The sequence below is a fragment of the Myroides phaeus genome, from assembly GCF_900099675.1.
GTDB lineage: Bacteria > Bacteroidota > Bacteroidia > Flavobacteriales > Flavobacteriaceae > Flavobacterium > Flavobacterium phaeum.
The window spans coordinates 86,784-104,203 of sequence record NZ_FNDQ01000002.1 but is presented as its reverse complement, the minus strand read 5'-3'; the positions used below and the strand labels follow the sequence as shown (position 1 = coordinate 104,203).

Genomic DNA, 17,420 nt, shown 5'->3' with positions numbered 1-17,420 from the left:
CTTATGATGCAACTAACAAAAAAAGTATATCATTTCTTTTTTACGGCAGTATTCCTATTACTATCGCAAGTAAACTATGCTCAATTTGATATCCCTGCTAAGCCTTCTCGCTCTGAACAAACTTTAGTCTATGACTATGCTAATTTATTAGATGGAGGACAAAGAAAGCAACTTGAGCGAAAACTAATTGATTATAGCAATGAAACCTCAACACAGATTCTTGTTATTGTCATCCCATCTCTACAAGGAGAAAACATAGGTTTACTTGGTCCTCGTTGGGGACATGAATGGGGAGTTGGTCAAAAAGGAAAAGATAATGGGGTAGTTATTCTAATGGCAGTAAAAGATCGCCAAATAGGTATTTACCCCGGTTATGGAGCAGAAGAGAAAATTACTGCAGGTCAAGGAGGAGACCTTATTAGAAGTAGAGTAATTCCCAATTTTAAAGCTGGAGATTACTACGGAGGTATCAATGAAGCCGTTGATGGAGTAAGTGAGATGCTATTAGGAACATATACTAATGACAATCCTACTCGGTTAGAAGGTGATAACGAAGTTGGAGGATTGGGCTGTTTATTTTTAATCATCATTATCATATTCTTAACCATTATATTCAGTAAAAATAATGGGGGAGGAAATGGCGGTGGCGGTCGTGGGAAAAGAAGCTTTGGAAGTGACTTAGCTGATATTATCATATTAAGTAATATGGGCCGACGTAGTGGCGGAAGTAACTGGGGCGGTGGCTTCGGTGGCGGAGGTAGCTTCGGCGGTGGAGGCGGCGGTGGCTTCGGGGGTTTTGGCGGAGGAGGATTCTCTGGTGGAGGATCAAGCGGAAGCTGGTAACCTAACACAAACAATATATAAAACAACAAAGGGCAGAATTATCTGCCCTTTGTTGTTTTATATATTGTATATCTGTCATTTCACTACATTCTCATTGAGCGCATCGAACGCATCCCTCCTTTTCCTGCAAATTCATTTAATTTATAAGTCAAAGAAAACATTACATATCTCTTTAATACTAAACTCTCTGAATCTACGATTTGCATTGGATCAATTGTTCTTCTTGAACTAGTATTTTGATTTAATAAATCATACACCTTTACTTTTGCTCTAAATTTCTTTTTAAAAAACTCATAAGCCAAACTTACATTCCACATATAGAAATCTCGTTTAAACCCTTTAGCTATCTGTGAATTATAAGTGTATGCAAAATCATTTCCAAAAATAATACTCTTTGGCCAATAAGAAGTCGTCTGCAAATTAAACCTGTGCGTAAAATTACTTGCTTTATCTACAGAGAAGTTAGTATAACTACTCGAATAATGATTGTAAGTATAAGAAGGTCTTAAAGTAAGAAAATCACCATAATCATAAGTCAAATAGACTCTTGGCGAAATAGCATTTGAAGTTGCATCGTAAGTTTCGCCATCTATATATCCTTTACTTATTGATTGATTAAAACGCAATCCTACTCCATATCGTAAACTATGCTCTTCCCACTTATTACTTCGATACCAATCACCTGAAACAGACCATTGATAATTACCTGATATATTTTTAAAAGTAGATATACCCTTTCTATCTTCGTCATACTCGACAGCACTTACAATACTATTATTATAAATTGTTGTACTTGCCGAAATTGTATAACCTGCTCGAGTTTGAAAATCATACGAACGATAACTCATATTAATATTATGAGTACCCGTTGGTTTTAAATCAGGATTACCTATGGACGTATTAAGGGGATTCGAAATATCTGTAATATCTAACAGTTGAGCTGCACTTTGATATGTTACATTGTAATTATAAAATCCAAAAACATTGTTCTTTTTACTAAGTTGATAATTAAACAATGCATTAATATTAGGATCAATATAATACTTATCTAAACTATACGTCTTAGCATTATATAAAGCATTTGCAGAATTCTTCACAATCTTTGTTCGCGTCATTAAATTTGCATTAAACTTACTCTTAACAAGAGTTAAATTTACAAAAGGTACGACCTCATTTTGCACTGTATTATAATGATTTGTCTGTAATGTATTTAATTCGCTATACCCACCAGTAAGTTCACTAAAATCATAAACCTTTAAATCTGAAATAGATTGATTTCGATTCCAATTAGAACCGAATGACACAACCAATGAATCTGTAATCGGTTGACTATACTCTACAGATATTCCATAATTATCTGAGGAATTAATGCTTTTTTGATATTGTTTACGCTCATCATCTTCTTTCTCTGATTGATAAAACTTCGTATCAGATTCAGACAAAATATCATTGTTGCTATTGCTATTAGAATTAGTTAATTCAATACTCAAAAACTGCCCTGTTTTTTTAAAGTTTCTAATATAACGTGCAGAACTTCCAAAATTATAAGAGTCTCCTACGGTATAAGAACGTGAATTGCTTTCATTCAACAATTCTCCTTTTTCATCAAAAGATACTTGATCGCTTATACTATTTGAATAATTATGACTTTTATTAAAAGTAGGACTAAAATAAAAGGCATCTTTATCTCCTGTATAATCTACAGACACATTCCCTCTATGACCTTCAGTCCCACTATTGCTTGATGAATTTGAATTATTCGTAAACTCTCCAGAAGGAAGAAACTTCGTAATTATAGACTTATTCCAATTCTCTACTTCAGCAAAATTATAATTATAACTACCGTTTACATTTAACTTATCCGAAACATTCTCAACAAAATTAATACCAAGCATCCTTGACTCTGTAATACCTCCTGAAGACCTACCAGTGCGCATATTGTCAAAGACTTCATTCATAGAGAAACCACTTGCGTTTATGTTATTTGCAGACCCTACTACGCTTACTTGTCGGCGCTTATTAAAGCTATTTAAGAACAAAGCACTTTCATAACGATCATTTGACCCATATCCTGCAGATACTCGCCCAAAATACCCTTTATTTTTATCCTCGTCAATTGTGATATTAATACTCGCATCATTTGTCTTGCTTCTTTCTTTTGTGAAACGCTCTTTTTTAGACTTTTTATCTGTTACTTGTACTTTTTTAATGATTTCAGATGGTAAGTTTTCAAGAGCAATCTGCCCATCTTCATTAAAAAAAGGTTTCCCATTCACTAGTATTTCGTTGACAGCCTTTCCATTTACTGTAATTTTTTTATTCTCATCTATCTGAACTCCAGGTAACTGTTTTAATAGTTCCTCTAAATTAGCATCTGGTCTTACCTTAAATGAAGAAGCATTAAACTCTAAGGTGTCTTTCTTAATCCGAATTGGTGGTACTTCAGCAACAATTACAAGCTCATCTAAACTTTGTCCATACTCTTTTAAGATAATATTTTTCAGATCAATATCTTGCTCTATTCCTTCTTTAAACGTTCTAGAAAACTCGTAAAAGCCAATCATTGAGGCTTTAAATACAACAGGCGTATTCACCTTATTAAACTTCAAATCAAAATAGCCTTTTAAATCACTTACAGTATATTCAACCAAAGTAGAATCCTTCTCCTTAGATAGGAAAATTGTAACGGCTTCAATAGGATTATTTAACGAATCAACTACTCTCCCTTTAATAGACGTAGTATTCTGAGCTAATAAACTTACAGATGTAAGCATAAACAGGAAACAAAATATATTTTTCATAATAAAAAAAGCGGTCTTTGTATTAACACAAAGACCGCTTAGAATATTGTTCAAGTTGAAACTTATTATTTCTGACGGAAATAAATATCGATTGGCACACCACTAAAGTTGTACATTTCTCTTAACTTGTTTTCAATATATCTCTTATAAGGATCTTTGATATATTGAGGCAAGTTAGCAAAAAATACGAACTGAGGCGTATCTGTAGGCAATTGCATACAGTATTTAATCTTGATATACTTTCCTTTAATTGCTGGAGGTGGAGTATGCTCAATAATTGGCAACATCGCTTCGTTAAATTTCGAAGTAGAAATACGTTGTTTTCTATTTTCAAAAACCTCAACAGCTGCTTCCAACGCTTTTAATAAACGTTGTTTTGTAATTGTAGAAGTAAAAATAATTGGCACATCTGTAAATGGGGCAATCTCTTCGCGAATTTTCTCTTCAAACTGTTTGGCAGTCATTGTATCCTTGTCAATAAGATCCCACTTATTCACTAAAATAACAACTCCTTTTCTATTCTTCTCAGCTAACCAAAAAATACTTTGATCTTGTCCTTCAAATCCACGAGTAGCATCAATCATTAAGATACAAACGTCACTATGCTCAATAGCACGTACAGATCTCATAACAGAATAAAACTCTAAATCTTCTTTTACTTTTGCTTTTCTTCTAATACCTGCAGTATCTACAATATTAAAATCAAAACCAAATTGTGTAAAACGAGTATCAATTGAATCACGAGTAGTACCAGCAATATCTGTAACGATATATCTATCCTCCCCGATTAAAGCATTAATAAAACTTGACTTACCAGCATTAGGTCTTCCAACCACAGCAAATCTTGGTAACTCATCTTCTTCTACTTCAACTTCCTCTTCTACTGGTAATGCCTCTACAACAGCATCTAATAGATCTCCTGTTCCACTACCACTAATACTTGCAAATGGATAAATTTCTCCTAATCCTAAATTGTAGAATTCGAAAGTATCATCCATACGCTTAGCACTATCAACTTTGTTTACAGCAACAAGAATAGGCTTTGTTTCTTTACGTAATAGACGTGCAACTTCTTCATCCATTGGAGTAATTCCTTGCTCCACATCTACTACAAATATAATTACGTCTGCCTCGTCAATTGCAAGACTTACCTGACGTCTAATTTCTCCTTCGAAAATATCCTCAGAACCTTTTACGTATCCTCCTGTATCAATAACAGAAAACTCACGTCCATTCCATTCTGACTTGCCGTAGTTTCTATCACGTGTTACACCACTAACCGAATCTACGATAGCATCTCTTCTTTGAATCAAACGATTAAAAAAAGTTGACTTCCCTACGTTTGGTCTACCAACTATGGCTACTATACTACTCATAAATATCTAAATATGTCGCAAAGTTAGTATTTCAATGCGATATTTTAATTATAATTTTACTATTCCTTATTTCTTTTGATTGTATCCGAAACGACGCAACTGAAAATCGTTTGTTCTCCAATCTTTATTCACTTTCACAAACAACTCTAAGTGTACCTTTTTCAAAAAGAATTTTTCCATTTCTTCTCTTGCGGCAATACCTACTTTTTTAAGTGCAGATCCTTTATGTCCAATGATAATCCCTTTCTGACTATCACGTTCAACCATAATAACAGACTTAATGCGGATAATATTTTCCTCTTCTTTAAACTCTTCCACTTCCACTTCTACAGCATAAGGAACCTCTTTGTCATAGTTTAAAAGTATTTTCTCTCTGATAATCTCACTTACAAAGAAACGCTCAGATTTATCTGTTAATGAATCTTTAGGATAATAAGGAGGTGAAACTGGCAATAATTCTACAATACGATCAAACACAGTTTGTGTATTGAATTTCTCTAAAGCAGAAATTGGAATAATCTCAGCGTTAGGAACCTTAGTTTGCCACATTTGCATTTGTTCTTCTAACTGTTCTTGATTAGATCTATCAATTTTGTTTAATAACAACAGAATTGGCGTACTTGTTTTAGTGATACGATTAAAGAACTCCTCATCTTTCAATTCCTTCTCACCTATCTCTACCATATAAATTAATAGATCGGCATCTTCAAATGCAGACTTCACAAAGTCCATCATAGACTGTTGCAATTCGTATGCAGGTTTAATTATACCAGGTGTATCAGAAAACACAATTTGATGATCATCTCCATTTACAATTCCTAAAATTCTGTGTCTAGTTGTCTGTGCCTTAGAGGTGATAATTGAAAGTCTTTCGCCTACTAATGCGTTCATTAACGTTGATTTTCCTACATTAGGATTGCCTATAATGTTTACAAAACCTGCTTTATGCGTCATATTTAATTTATTTTCTGGCGCAAAGGTAGTTTATATCAACGACATAGGAAAAATAAAAATATAAAAGCAGAATAAATTTGTCATTCTAAATAATCATCTTATATTTGCACCACTATATCGCGGGATAGAGCAGTAGGCAGCTCGTCGGGCTCATAACCCGAAGGTCACAGGTTCGAGTCCTGTTCCCGCTACTAAGTAAGCCACTTCATTCGAAGTGGCTTTTTTTATGCTTATACTTAATATAATCATCTTTCTTGATTCGATCTTTTTCAAAAATAGCATAAACTTCACATTGCTTACTAATATCTACAAGTGTACACTCTACAAGTTTTAGATTTCCATTCAATTTATTTGTCTTTATTTTACATCACTTTTAATTCAATATTAAAGCTAAAATCTATTTAGATTGAACTATATCTTATAAAACTCGCTTTAACATTTAAAAACAAAATCAACCTTACAAACTCCAATACAACCACTTATAAAACAATAAATGTTAAACTTTAACTCTTAAAGAATATTAGTCCCATTAGGTTGTTCTTTTTAGAATTATTCATACTATATTTGCACCACTATATCGCGGGATAGAGCAGTAGGCAGCTCGTCGGGCTCATAACCCGAAGGTCACAGGTTCGAGTCCTGTTCCCGCTACCAAGTAAGCCACTTCATTCGAAGTGGCTTTTTTTATTTTACCATATACCATAAAAAAGCTGTTATATAAAATACAACAGCTTTTACTTAAAACTATATACACAAAAAGGATATATCCTTTATCTTCTTTCTACGGTTCCCAAATAATACGAGTTAAGAAATCCATCTTCATCTCTTTATAACTTGACAATGGTATCCCTGTAACAAAACCTACTGCAAGATTATGCAATAAAGCAACTTTTATCTGTGGGTGTAATACATATTGAAATCTATCTTGTTTGAAATCAATATTATTCTCAATACCAATAAAGTTCTTAGAATTAGGTAAAACATAAAGTAAACTCGCATTAATTGTACCTAACACATGCGTCTCTCCTGTATCAAATGTATTCTCAAATACTGGTCCACCAAATACCATTGCATTGAAATTATTAAACTTCTTAGCAACAACTAAAATAGGATTCATTCGCATTCCTGTAAAAAACTTCCCATCACCATCTAACTTCTTCAAATAGTTCATTTCAAATTCGTGAATATAAGCTACTGCCATCGAAGTCTGAGCTTTTTCATTTACCAAGAAAGTATATTGAGTAGCTAATTTTATTCCTTCTATTCTATTATTAGGAATCATTTGATTTCCTATCCCCTTTTCTTTACTATTAAAAGAAAAGGGAATCTCTACTTCTACTCCTAACCTATTAGCAACAGCCCATTCGTATTCAATAAATCCAAAATACTCGTTATAATGTTTGTGATCTGCAACACCAAACCCCATATTGAACTCTGCCTCCCCTTTGCGGGCACCTAAATCTCTCATCAAATCATTAAACAAAGGCTCTGCGTGCTCAACTTTAGGTAGTAACTTTTTCTCTTCTCTAAGACTATCTTTAGCTTCTTGAGCAATACAGACATACCCTATTAATAAAAAAAGTACTGATAGTACTACTTGTAACTTCTTACTATAATATCTCATTCAAATTATTTTGGCGCAAGTTACAATGCAAACCTACTTACTAAATAGTACTAATCTTTTCTATTCTAATACAAAACTTGAAATTCACAAACCTTAACTAATTATAAATCAACAACACATAATTCTATCCATTTTAAAAATAAGACAAATTACTCTTTTTTAAACAAGAGCTTTCTCTGATTCAAAAACAACACGACTCAAAAAAAAGTAAAATATTTCCTATCAATTCTTGCCAATTCAATTATTCATACTATATTTGCACCAATATATCGCGGGATAGAGCAGTAGGCAGCTCGTCGGGCTCATAACCCGAAGGTCACAGGTTCGAGTCCTGTTCCCGCTACTAAGTAAGCCACTTCATTCGAAGTGGCTTTTTTTATGCTTATATTTTTTTGTGTGCATTGTAAAGATTGATACAATATCAACTACTTTCTTCTTGCTTCAAGGTCAAAATAAACTGGACTGCTCTCATAAATACTCATCCTTTTTAAAAATAAATACACTAATTCTATATTTTATTTTTTAAAACTCAAAAGCTCAAGCACAAAAGTATCTATCTGATTCAATACACTTTACTTCAATTTACACACCTCTCAATTTCTTAAAGGTGTTACTTAACAAGAACAACGCACCATCTCAGACATAGACTTATTTTGTCAATCCAAATAATTATTCTATATTTGCACCACTATATCGCGGGATAGAGCAGTAGGCAGCTCGTCGGGCTCATAACCCGAAGGTCACAGGTTCGAGTCCTGTTCCCGCTACTAAGTGAGACCACTTTCAAAAGAAGTGGTCTTTTTTATTTTTAATAAATAGCTTTATAACGCCTACTAACAACAAAGGGAGTACTTTATAAGTACTCCCTTTGTTATTTTACTATTATGCTATTACATTAACTCTTCTTGGATTTGTTCCCACTCTTCCATTAAGTCGTTAATTCTTTTTTTCTTTTTCTCATAATCACTGAAGAAAGCAGTGTCCTGTATTAACTTTTCATAGTCAACAGCCAAACGCTCGTCATCTTTAGCAACTTTCTTTTCAAGTTCATTAATCTCACTCTCTATTTTGCTAATTCTATTTTGCAAAGACTTTTGTTTCTTTTGCTCTTCATAGCTTAGTGTCTTCTCCTTTTTGACTTCTCTTTTACTTTCTTTAACTGGAGCATCTGATCGCTTCTCAATTTCACGCATATCTTGAGCATTTCTCTCTTCTAAGAAATAATTAATATCTCCTAAATACTCTCTAATACGTTGGTCTTTGAACTCATAAACAAATTCAGTTAAACCTTGTAAGAAATCACGGTCGTGAGATACAAGCACTAGTGTTCCTTTAAAGTTTAAAAGAGCATTCTTCAACACATTCTTAGATTTAATATCCAAGTGGTTGGTCGGCTCATCCATTAAAAGTACGTTAATTGGCGACAACAACATTTTACATAGTGCAAGACGGTTTCTTTCACCTCCAGACAATACTTTTACTTTTTTCTCAACGTCATCTCCCCTAAACAAGAAAGAACCAAGCATATCGCGTACCTTAACACGGTTACTATCCGTTGCAGCATCTAACATTGTATCCAAAATAGTCTTTTCTCCATCAAGGTAATCAGCTTGATTTTGTGCAAAATATCCTATTTGAACGTTGTGACCTAACTTAATACTTCCATCATACTCAAACTCGTTAATAATAGCTTTTATCAACGTTGACTTACCTTGTCCATTTTGTCCTACAAAAGCAATCTTAGAACCACGCTCAACAAGCAATGAAATATCTTTAAAGATTACTTTATCTCCATACTTCTTAGTAACCTTATCTATCTCAAGAACTACTCTTCCTGGGTCAATACTTACAGGGAAAGAAATATTCATTACAGCATTATCATCTTCATCTACTTCAATACGCTCTACCTTATCTAATTTCTTAATTAAAGATTGTGCCATTGATGCTTTAGTCGCTTTATAGCGAAACTTCTCAATTAACTTCTCTGTTTCCTCGATCTTCTTAGCTTGATTCTTCTGAGCTGCCAATTGCATCTCTCTAAGCTCTTCTCTTAATACTAAATACTCTGAATAAGGCTTATTAAAATCATATATCTTCCCTAATGAAATCTCAATCGTACGATTCGTTACATTGTCTAAGAACATCTTATCGTGAGAAATAATAACTACTGCACCAGGGTAAGTTCTAAGGAATTGCTCTAACCAAATAATACTTTCAATATCCAAGTGGTTAGTAGGCTCATCCAGTAATAATACATCATTATTTTGAAGTAATAACTTAGCTAACTCAATACGCATACGCCAACCTCCAGAAAAAGTATCTGTTAGATTATTAAACTCTTCTCTTTTAAATCCAAGTCCTTGAAGAATACGCTCCGTATTTCCAACATAATTATATCCTCCGATTAATTCAAAACGATGCGTTAAGTCACTTAACTTTTCTATTAATTCAGAATAAGAATCAGACTCATAATCCGTACGCTCAACTAAAGCTTTGTTCACTTTCTCTAATTCCGCCTCAACTTTTTTAATTTCAACGAATGCCTGATATGCTTCGTCTAATACAGTACGACCTGGCGTAAATTCAATATCCTGTCTTAGAAATCCAATGCGAAGATCCTTTTCCATCGCTAAACTTCCAGTATCAGGTTCCATATCCCCTGATAACAACTTCATCATTGTTGATTTTCCAGCTCCGTTTTTACCTACAAGACCAACACGGTCACCAGCTCCAATACGGAATGTTACATTCTCGAATAAAAATTCTCCAGAAAAAGAAACTGAAAGATTATGTATATTTAACATACTATGATTCTACTTAAGTTTAAATTTTTTATACCTATGAATTGACAAATTCTCTTCTAAAGGCATTTTATTTTCAATATTATTATATAATTTATCTGCTAAAAACGGCCCTAAAAGTACACCTCTTGTACCCAGACCATTCATCACATGAATTCTATCTGACTGCAAACTTCTTCCTAAAAGTGGTCGTCTATCTTTAACCGTTGGCCTAACACCCGCACTATGCTGTACAACTTCAAAATCTAAATCAACGACTTCTTTTAACCCAGCAATAAGTTCTTCTAAACCTTCTTTACTTACGTCATCAGTTTTATCTTCCCAATTATAAGTAGCACCAACTTTATAGTGATTATCTCCCAATGGAATTAAAAAGACATTTGCTTTTAAGATAAAATCGATATTCAAATCCGGAATCTTTACTACCATAACCTCACCCTTAGTTCCATCTAAAGGCAACTCTTTAAAGAATGGGTTATTCAACATTCCAAATCCTTCTGCAAACACAATATGTTTTGCTTCTATGTCTTTGTAAACTACCTTTTCATTATCAAAACTTAGTTGATCAAAATCAAAAGCTTCTACACGATAGACTCCTTCTTGATGCAATAAAGCCCTATACTTACTTATTAATACTTTTGTATCAACATAACCAGTTTCATTTACGACACCAAAACCATAAGGAGAAAGTACTCCTTTGATTTCTTGACGATCTAAATTAGAAGACAAATAACTCTCTAAATTAGGTCGATCTGCTGCTTGAAACCAATTATTTTGTTCCTCAATAGAAACAAGTCTGCGATACAGTGGTATTTCGTGCATAAATTTAGCACCCAATTTCTCCTCTAATTTAGCATAGAAAGGCTTTGCTATAGCTAATTGCTCACCTACTTTCCAAACTTCTGTAAAGCGTTTTAGCACTACAGGATTGTACATCCCTCCTGCTTGCAATGACGAAGAACGTTTTTCATTATCTATAACAATAAAACTCTTTCCCTCACTTGCTAACTTCTCTGTAAAACAGATACCTGCTAAACCAGTTCCTACTACAATATAATCTACCATAACATAAAGCATTAAAAAAGCTCTTATCTAATTTAATAGATAAGAGCTTTCTAAATTAGAATTACAAAATTACTAATTCCACATATCATCTTCAAGGTTTCGAATCAATTCTTTGATTCTTTCACCTTCCATAAGTGATTTTAACTCGTTGTTTTTAATGTATTCATCTACACGACGGTTTCCATATACATTATCAGACTTATAAATAGTAGAACTAAATCTTCTTGAATTCAATAAATGGTCGAAGTTAATCGGATTCATTGGATTCTTAGGATTAAATGCATAATTCTGGAATAATACTTCACGAGCATCAGCAAAAAGAATCCAGAATAACTCTACATAATTCTCATTTGCAGACCCTTTAGTATATAAATCCGCAACTACAGGAGCGATACCCAATAATCTATATTTTAATTGTCCTTCATTTCTATCGAAATACCACATACCCATAATGTGATATTCTTTTACATCTGAAGCACGTAATTCAACCTTTTGAATGTACTCCTCAGGAATAGCTTCTCCTGCGTTGTAATACTCAATACCAACATCTGTAGTATCAATCTTTACAAATGATGATTCAATATCTTTTAAAGCTCTGTGTACTTTAAATTCACTATCGTCATAAACTTCTGTAATAGTCCCTGATTTAATACCATCAAGTAAAACTTGAAATAATGGTTTTCTACCATCACTATCATACTCGTCAATAGGGTATAAGTAAGCTTCGTTTGATTTTTCAGCTAAAGAAATATTTTCCCAAACCTTAATACCAAATAAGATATCACTCTCCTTAACATGTCCGTAAGGAATTGGTCCTTCAGCTGTGATTAAAATCTCTTCAATTGGTTTGATACCAATCTCACTTGCAGATTTTGCGTTCAAAATATTTGTCTGCGCAAAACTTCCAATTGAAAACAATGAAAGGACTGCATATAGTGAAAAGTTTTTCAAATTCATATTCTTAATATTTATTCGTATAAAATTCGGCTAAATTAATTGATTTCGAAAGTACAAGGAGCTGTTTTTTTCAAAGCATAATTACCTGCTCCTTCTAAACGTACCTTAATATCAGATATCACAACAATATCTCCTATTCTTGCTCTTCTAATCGCTGCTTTAGCTCTGTCATTCATTCTATTACCAGCAACTACAACACTTGGCTCTCCTGGTACTTGAAGCACAAAACTTGTAACAGTTAAGTTTACATCAAAATCAAAATCATCAAGTTTAGCTCCAACAGTAACTATCTCTAAGTTTGACTTAGGTCCCTTAGCAGCATACTCTCCACGTACAGTTCCTCTTGGAGAAGGAATATCTTTAATACGGAAAACTTTGCTATCAGAAACTCTTTGTCCATCAGGTAAAGTTCCAGAAACATTAATAGATACTTCACGTCCTGCTTGAGGATTTAAGATGTACGCTCCAACTCTTCCAGCTTTAGATAAACCAGGAGCTGACGCTACAACCTTATCATCACTAATTCCAGCAAATGAAATAGTCAATGGGTTAGCAACACCACGATACACTACGTTCATTTTATCTGCAGAAATATTAGCAGAGTTTGGTTTTGGTACAACAACGTAATTTCCTTTAATTGGAATCTCAACCGGACTACCTTCTTCCATAAAAGTAAACAATCCTTTGATGTCGTGTTCTCCTACATTTCCTGTATTAAAGTTTAAGTTAACTTGACCTTCACTTAAAGACTTATTCAAGTCAATTGTCTGTCCGTTTACTGTAACTTTAGTAGGTACTGTTGATTTATCGTATCTACCTAATACTACTTTACCTTTGAATGCTTCACCTGCAAAGTATGTAGACTTGTCAGAAATAACAAATGCTTCATAGTTACGCATTGACGCAGCTTGTGTAAGTGTATTTCCTAACAAACTATTATAAATTTCATGCTCAATTACCTTTGCATCATTTTGCATTGTTGACAATTTTGTCAATGTCGCAATTGCAGGGAAACCTTGGAAATTATAATTCAAATATGGTTTAGTGATACCCTGACTATCTTTCACATCGTTAATATCAAATCTATTATCAAGATCAATAACGATTGGTTGAAACTTAGTATCAGCTAAAACAGTTTTAATATCAGTTTTATACTTTTCTATTGCATTGATAAAAGCTTGTCCTTCTTCAGAGTAATTATCCCCTGCAAACCAAGCAGCATCAATCAAATCTCCTTTATCCATACGCTCAGCTGGTAACTTACCATCAGCAGTTCTTTCTCCTTCAAAACTTTCAGTTATTCCAGATTTCAACTGATCAACGTATGCATAAAACTCCTTAGTAATACCAGAAACTTTCTTGGCAATTTCATAAGGCCCCTTAAAACGAGTTGGATCATCTGTTGCTTTTTCACCCAAGCCATTCAACAATTCATCATTGCTTAGAATAGCAGCGCTATTAGCAGACTCAAACTTCTCGTTAACCATACCAAAAGCAGAAAGAACCTCCTTCGACATCTGAAGTGCCATCATTGCGATAAACACCAGATACATCAAGTTAATCATCTTCTGCCTTGGAGTCAATTTTTGTTTTGCCATTACCTTATAATATTTTTACGAATTATAAACTAATTAGCATTTCTATTTCCACCCATAGCAGAAAGCATTCCACCATAAACAGTATTAAGAGATGATAAGTTATTAGTTAATGCTTGCATTTGCTCTTTTAACTTAACGTTATTTTCTGCAACTGCTTGATTGATCTCTGCATTTTTACTTGCACTATCTAATTGTACTTTATACATCGCATTTAATGACTCTAACTGTTTAGCAGCTAAATTCATTTCTTCAGCATATTTCTTAGTAGAAGCAACAGAATCTACAGCAGGTCCCATTTCTCTTGAAGCAGCTTCAAAATTACGAATACTTGTACCTAAACTTTTCATTAACTCACCATCAATCTTAGCTTCTTTCAACATATCATCTAATTTCTTAGAAAGTGATACTTCAGTAGCTTCAGGATTTACTGCTTGAGTTTGTTCATTTTTAAATTTTCTTATTTCTTTTGACTCCCCATCATTTAACTCTGGGAAAACTTTTGCCCAATCTAAATCGTCATCTACTGGTTCAAATGCAGAGATCGCAAAAATAAATGCCTCTACTAATAAACCAACAGTTAACATATTATTACCGTTCAATGGACCAAACTCCATATGCGTAATTTTAAATAATGCACCAATGATTACAACTGACGCCCCCATTCCATAACAGAAGTTCATCACTTTTTTAGGTATTGCCATAGCTTTTTTTTCTTTTTTATTTTTTTCCTTTTAATTAACGAGCCATTCTTGCTGCATTCACTTTTGATAAAGAACCAGATACTGATTGAACTGTTCTAAATCCAACATAACTTCTTGCTGAATCAGCATATTCCTTATCACGCTTAGCAACTTGTAAGAAATAAGCCGGATCTCTCCATGAACCACCTCTAACAACTTTTAAAGGACTATCACTTCTTCTATTTCTTGGTTTTAATGTTGACATATAATCGTAGCTTGAAACATCATATGTAGAGCTTGTCCACTCAGATACATTACCAGCCATATTATATAAATTATATCCGTTTGGAGGATATGCACGAACATCTGCTGTATATAAAGCACCATCAGCTGCATAATCATTTCTTGTAGGTTTAAAGTTTGCCATAAAACATCCTTTTTCATCTACTGTGTAAGGACCTCCCCAAGGATACATAGCTCCTTCAAGACCTCCTCTTGCAGCATATTCCCACTCGCTTTCCATTGGTAAACGGTATTCTTGAATATCAACTGCTTGTTTATTTTGTTTTAAATGAGTGTTTTTATACATTGTTCTCCAAGCAGCAAATGCTTTAGCTTGGTGCCAGTTAACACCTACAACTGGATATTCTCCAAAAGCTTCATGCCAGAAATAATCGTTGTGCATTGGCTCATTATAAGAGTACTTAAATTCTTTAATCCAACGTGTTGTATCTGGATAAATCAATAAGTTTTCTGTCTTAAGGTGTCTTTGTCTTTTTCCTCTTGTATCTGCAGAACGATCACTAATCGCTGCATCAACATCAATATAAGTATATTTAAACTTCAATTTAGACACGTCGAATGTAGTTAAACCATTATAAGTATCTCTTGCAGAAATATATAATGAATCCATTACTTCAACATAATGCTCATCTGGGTATCTGTTAACATCATTTATTAAATTAACTTTCTTATTCAATAAACGTCCTGCATAAATATCATCAGATGCTTGTAAGCTATAGTAATTTTCATACATATATCTTTGGTAGGCTGACATTTTATCTAAATTTTCTTCCGCATCAACGAATGCATAAGCACCGATTCCTCCAGATTCTTTTGTCATTCCCATTTCATCTGCAGCAATTGCTAATTTTGTACGAATGATAGAATCTTTTACCCAGTTAACAAACTTTCTATATTGATTATTAGACACTTCTGTCTCATCCATATAGAATGAACCAACAGTTACTGTTTTTATAGGAGCATCTTGAACACCCAAGATATCTTCATTTGCTTGTCCCATTGTAAATGTTCCCCCAGGAATTTTTGACATCCCTTGTGGTTTTTGAACATCCCATCTCTTTCCAGGATCTCCGCCTAACAATTCACCACGATCTCCAGTTCCACAACTGGCTAACAAGGTTAACATAGCTCCTAATGTAATGATCTTCTTCATATAATTTTAGGTTTTTTATATACTACTCTTAAAAAACTAATGAGTATTTCTTTTATTATTTTTTCACAAAACAAAGCTAAAAATTAATTTAACTAAATTACTTAAAAAAGTTAAAATTTTAATTATAGCAAACTTTTTTTCAATGTACGCCACCATCTTTCGGGTACATTTTGACTTATAGCCAATTCATAATCATCATAACTACAAGGCAACAATACCTTTTTCTCTGTATTATTAAAGAACACAGGCGCTTCTACCCACCATCGTTCTGATACATCACTTTTAAAGAAAATTAAATCATCATATCCCTCAACTGGAACAATATATTTTAAGTAACTTTCTTTACTCACAAATGGATATTCGTTAGATCTAAAATTTACACCTTCTACAAAATACCATAAGATCTGTGCTATTAGTAACGTCTCATTTTTGTTATTATTATAATTAAAAATACCAAAAGATGAAACTCTATCACTTAATCCTGAATAACGAGCTAAGGAACAAATCTCTTTCCCATCAAATCCATTAGGATTGAAAAAATCAAAATTACCTGAATCCCCTGATTTTACAACTCCCATATCAATGCTAATGATATCCGCATCTCGCAAAACAGGTTCTGCTAATTTTATATTCTTTGTAATCTCTCCTACTCTATATGCCTCAAAATATAGGCTCTCAATCAAGTCGATCTCCTCTTGAGCATTAAAATAAGTTTGATATCCTATATTAGAAAAATTAAACAAATTAACAGGTTCTTCCATAATAATGCGAGACAGAAAACTCTCTGCTGGAAAGCTTCCTTCTTTAGCTAAATCTAACTTGGCATCAATAGACACTAAGTTAACCATTTGTTCTAATTTGTCATATCCTCTATAAATAGCATAGGTCATATCTTGTGAGCCTCCGATCACAATTGGAATAACACCATTTTTAACTAAGTCACCAACTAAGGTTTTTAATAAAAAATAAGTGTCTTGCAATTGCTCTCCAGGTAAAATATCACCTAAATCAATCATATTTGTACTCCAGTTTCCCGGAAACAAAGCATAAAAAGCTTTTCTTATTTTAGATAAATCAACAATATCATCATCGTTATTAAAACCACGATTATCAATTACTCCTATAATCGCAATTCGATATCTACTATAGTTTTCAAAATTACCACCAGAAAAAAAAGTAATTTTCTTCCCTAAAGATTGACTTGGCAATCCGTCAATAAAGTTTATTAACTCATCTCCGATAGGTCTTAATAACTCATATAACAT

The 17,420-nt window shown here is 33.3% G+C and carries 12 protein-coding genes and 4 tRNA genes; 5 read left to right on the top strand and 11 right to left on the bottom strand.

The genetic code is table 11. The features are described 5' to 3' along the window. Positions 1-3: 3 nt before the first annotated feature. Positions 4-843: a TPM domain-containing protein gene (locus BLT46_RS01470; protein WP_090405096.1), complete on the top strand. Its 840-nt coding sequence runs from the start codon at positions 4-6 to the stop codon at positions 841-843. 83 nt (positions 844-926) lie between these two features. Here BLT46_RS01470 and BLT46_RS01465 read toward each other — a convergent pair whose 3' ends face one another. The 3 genes from BLT46_RS01465 to era form a co-directional block, all read right to left on the bottom strand. Continuing rightward, positions 927-3,644, bottom strand: coding sequence for a TonB-dependent receptor (locus tag BLT46_RS01465; RefSeq protein ID WP_090405093.1), 2,718 nt, complete (start codon positions 3,642-3,644; stop codon positions 927-929). Positions 3,645-3,709: 65 nt separating this feature from the next. Further along, the gene (gene der, locus BLT46_RS01460) at positions 3,710-5,020 is read right to left on the bottom strand and encodes a ribosome biogenesis GTPase Der (RefSeq protein WP_090405090.1); all 1,311 of its coding nucleotides are present in this window, start codon (positions 5,018-5,020) and stop codon (positions 3,710-3,712) included. Between the two features lie 66 nt (positions 5,021-5,086). Beyond that, positions 5,087-5,974, bottom strand: coding sequence for a GTPase Era (gene era, locus BLT46_RS01455; RefSeq protein ID WP_090405088.1), 888 nt, complete (start codon positions 5,972-5,974; stop codon positions 5,087-5,089). Positions 5,975-6,092: 118 nt separating this feature from the next. Between era and BLT46_RS01450 the strand changes: the two genes are divergently transcribed. Together BLT46_RS01450 and BLT46_RS01445 are read left to right on the top strand one after the other, a co-directional pair. Next, positions 6,093-6,165, top strand: a tRNA-Met gene (locus BLT46_RS01450). Positions 6,166-6,552: 387 nt separating this feature from the next. After that, positions 6,553-6,628, top strand: a tRNA-Met gene (locus tag BLT46_RS01445). A 127-nt stretch (positions 6,629-6,755) separates the two neighbouring features. On the opposite strand, the gene BLT46_RS01440 is transcribed toward BLT46_RS01445, so the two are convergent. Then, entirely contained in the window at positions 6,756-7,598 is an 843-nt protein-coding gene (locus BLT46_RS01440; protein ID WP_090405086.1) for an HAEPLYID family protein, read from the bottom strand. A 270-nt stretch (positions 7,599-7,868) separates the two neighbouring features. Between BLT46_RS01440 and BLT46_RS01435 the strand changes: the two genes are divergently transcribed. Beyond that, a tRNA-Met gene (locus tag BLT46_RS01435) sits at positions 7,869-7,941 on the top strand. A gap of 351 nt (positions 7,942-8,292) precedes the next feature. Continuing rightward, a tRNA-Met gene (locus tag BLT46_RS01430) sits at positions 8,293-8,365 on the top strand. A gap of 123 nt (positions 8,366-8,488) precedes the next feature. On the opposite strand, the gene BLT46_RS01425 is transcribed toward BLT46_RS01430, so the two are convergent. The 7 genes from BLT46_RS01425 to BLT46_RS01395 form a co-directional block, all read right to left on the bottom strand. Further along, positions 8,489-10,402: an ABC-F family ATP-binding cassette domain-containing protein gene (locus BLT46_RS01425; RefSeq protein ID WP_090405082.1), complete on the bottom strand. Its 1,914-nt coding sequence runs from the start codon at positions 10,400-10,402 to the stop codon at positions 8,489-8,491. A 9-nt stretch (positions 10,403-10,411) separates the two neighbouring features. Beyond that, entirely contained in the window at positions 10,412-11,476 is a 1,065-nt protein-coding gene (locus BLT46_RS01420) for an NAD(P)/FAD-dependent oxidoreductase (protein WP_090405079.1), read from the bottom strand. Positions 11,477-11,536: 60 nt separating this feature from the next. After that, complete coding sequence (gene porN / locus BLT46_RS01415) at positions 11,537-12,421, bottom strand: type IX secretion system ring subunit PorN/GldN (RefSeq protein ID WP_090405076.1); 885 nt, start codon at positions 12,419-12,421, stop codon at positions 11,537-11,539. Between the two features lie 35 nt (positions 12,422-12,456). Continuing rightward, complete coding sequence (gene porM, locus BLT46_RS01410) at positions 12,457-14,019, bottom strand: type IX secretion system motor protein PorM/GldM (RefSeq protein ID WP_090405073.1); 1,563 nt, start codon at positions 14,017-14,019, stop codon at positions 12,457-12,459. Between the two features lie 29 nt (positions 14,020-14,048). Next, positions 14,049-14,720 carry a type IX secretion system motor protein PorL/GldL gene (gene porL / locus BLT46_RS01405; protein ID WP_090405070.1) on the bottom strand — a complete coding sequence of 224 codons (672 nt, stop codon included), beginning with the start codon at positions 14,718-14,720 and terminating at the stop codon, positions 14,049-14,051. 34 nt (positions 14,721-14,754) lie between these two features. Beyond that, the gene (gene porK, locus BLT46_RS01400; protein ID WP_090405068.1) at positions 14,755-16,155 is read right to left on the bottom strand and encodes a T9SS ring complex lipoprotein PorK/GldK; all 1,401 of its coding nucleotides are present in this window, start codon (positions 16,153-16,155) and stop codon (positions 14,755-14,757) included. 122 nt (positions 16,156-16,277) lie between these two features. After that, on the bottom strand, positions 16,278-17,420 hold the full coding sequence (locus BLT46_RS01395) for a formimidoylglutamase (RefSeq protein WP_090405067.1): 1,143 nt from the start codon (positions 17,418-17,420) through the stop codon (positions 16,278-16,280).

What these genes read in the sequence shown, in the direction of transcription:
- BLT46_RS01465 (WP_090405093.1), bottom strand. Translation starts at nt 3,644, where the DNA reads ATGAAAAATATATTTTGTTTCCTGTTTATGCTTACATCTGTAAGTTTA.
- porM (WP_090405073.1), bottom strand. Translation starts at nt 14,019, where the DNA reads ATGGCAAAACAAAAATTGACTCCAAGGCAGAAGATGATTAACTTGATG.
- BLT46_RS01395 (WP_090405067.1), bottom strand. Translation starts at nt 17,420, where the DNA reads ATGTTATATGAGTTATTAAGACCTATCGGAGATGAGTTAATAAACTTT.
- porK (WP_090405068.1), bottom strand. Translation starts at nt 16,155, where the DNA reads ATGAAGAAGATCATTACATTAGGAGCTATGTTAACCTTGTTAGCCAGT.
- BLT46_RS01440 (WP_090405086.1), bottom strand. Translation starts at nt 7,598, where the DNA reads ATGAGATATTATAGTAAGAAGTTACAAGTAGTACTATCAGTACTTTTT.
- BLT46_RS01425 (WP_090405082.1), bottom strand. Translation starts at nt 10,402, where the DNA reads ATGTTAAATATACATAATCTTTCAGTTTCTTTTTCTGGAGAATTTTTA.
- era (WP_090405088.1), bottom strand. Translation starts at nt 5,974, where the DNA reads ATGACGCATAAAGCAGGTTTTGTAAACATTATAGGCAATCCTAATGTA.
- BLT46_RS01470 (WP_090405096.1), top strand. Translation starts at nt 4, where the DNA reads ATGATGCAACTAACAAAAAAAGTATATCATTTCTTTTTTACGGCAGTA.
- der (WP_090405090.1), bottom strand. Translation starts at nt 5,020, where the DNA reads ATGAGTAGTATAGTAGCCATAGTTGGTAGACCAAACGTAGGGAAGTCA.
- porL (WP_090405070.1), bottom strand. Translation starts at nt 14,720, where the DNA reads ATGGCAATACCTAAAAAAGTGATGAACTTCTGTTATGGAATGGGGGCG.
- BLT46_RS01420 (WP_090405079.1), bottom strand. Translation starts at nt 11,476, where the DNA reads ATGCTTTATGTTATGGTAGATTATATTGTAGTAGGAACTGGTTTAGCA.
- porN (WP_090405076.1), bottom strand. Translation starts at nt 12,421, where the DNA reads ATGAATTTGAAAAACTTTTCACTATATGCAGTCCTTTCATTGTTTTCA.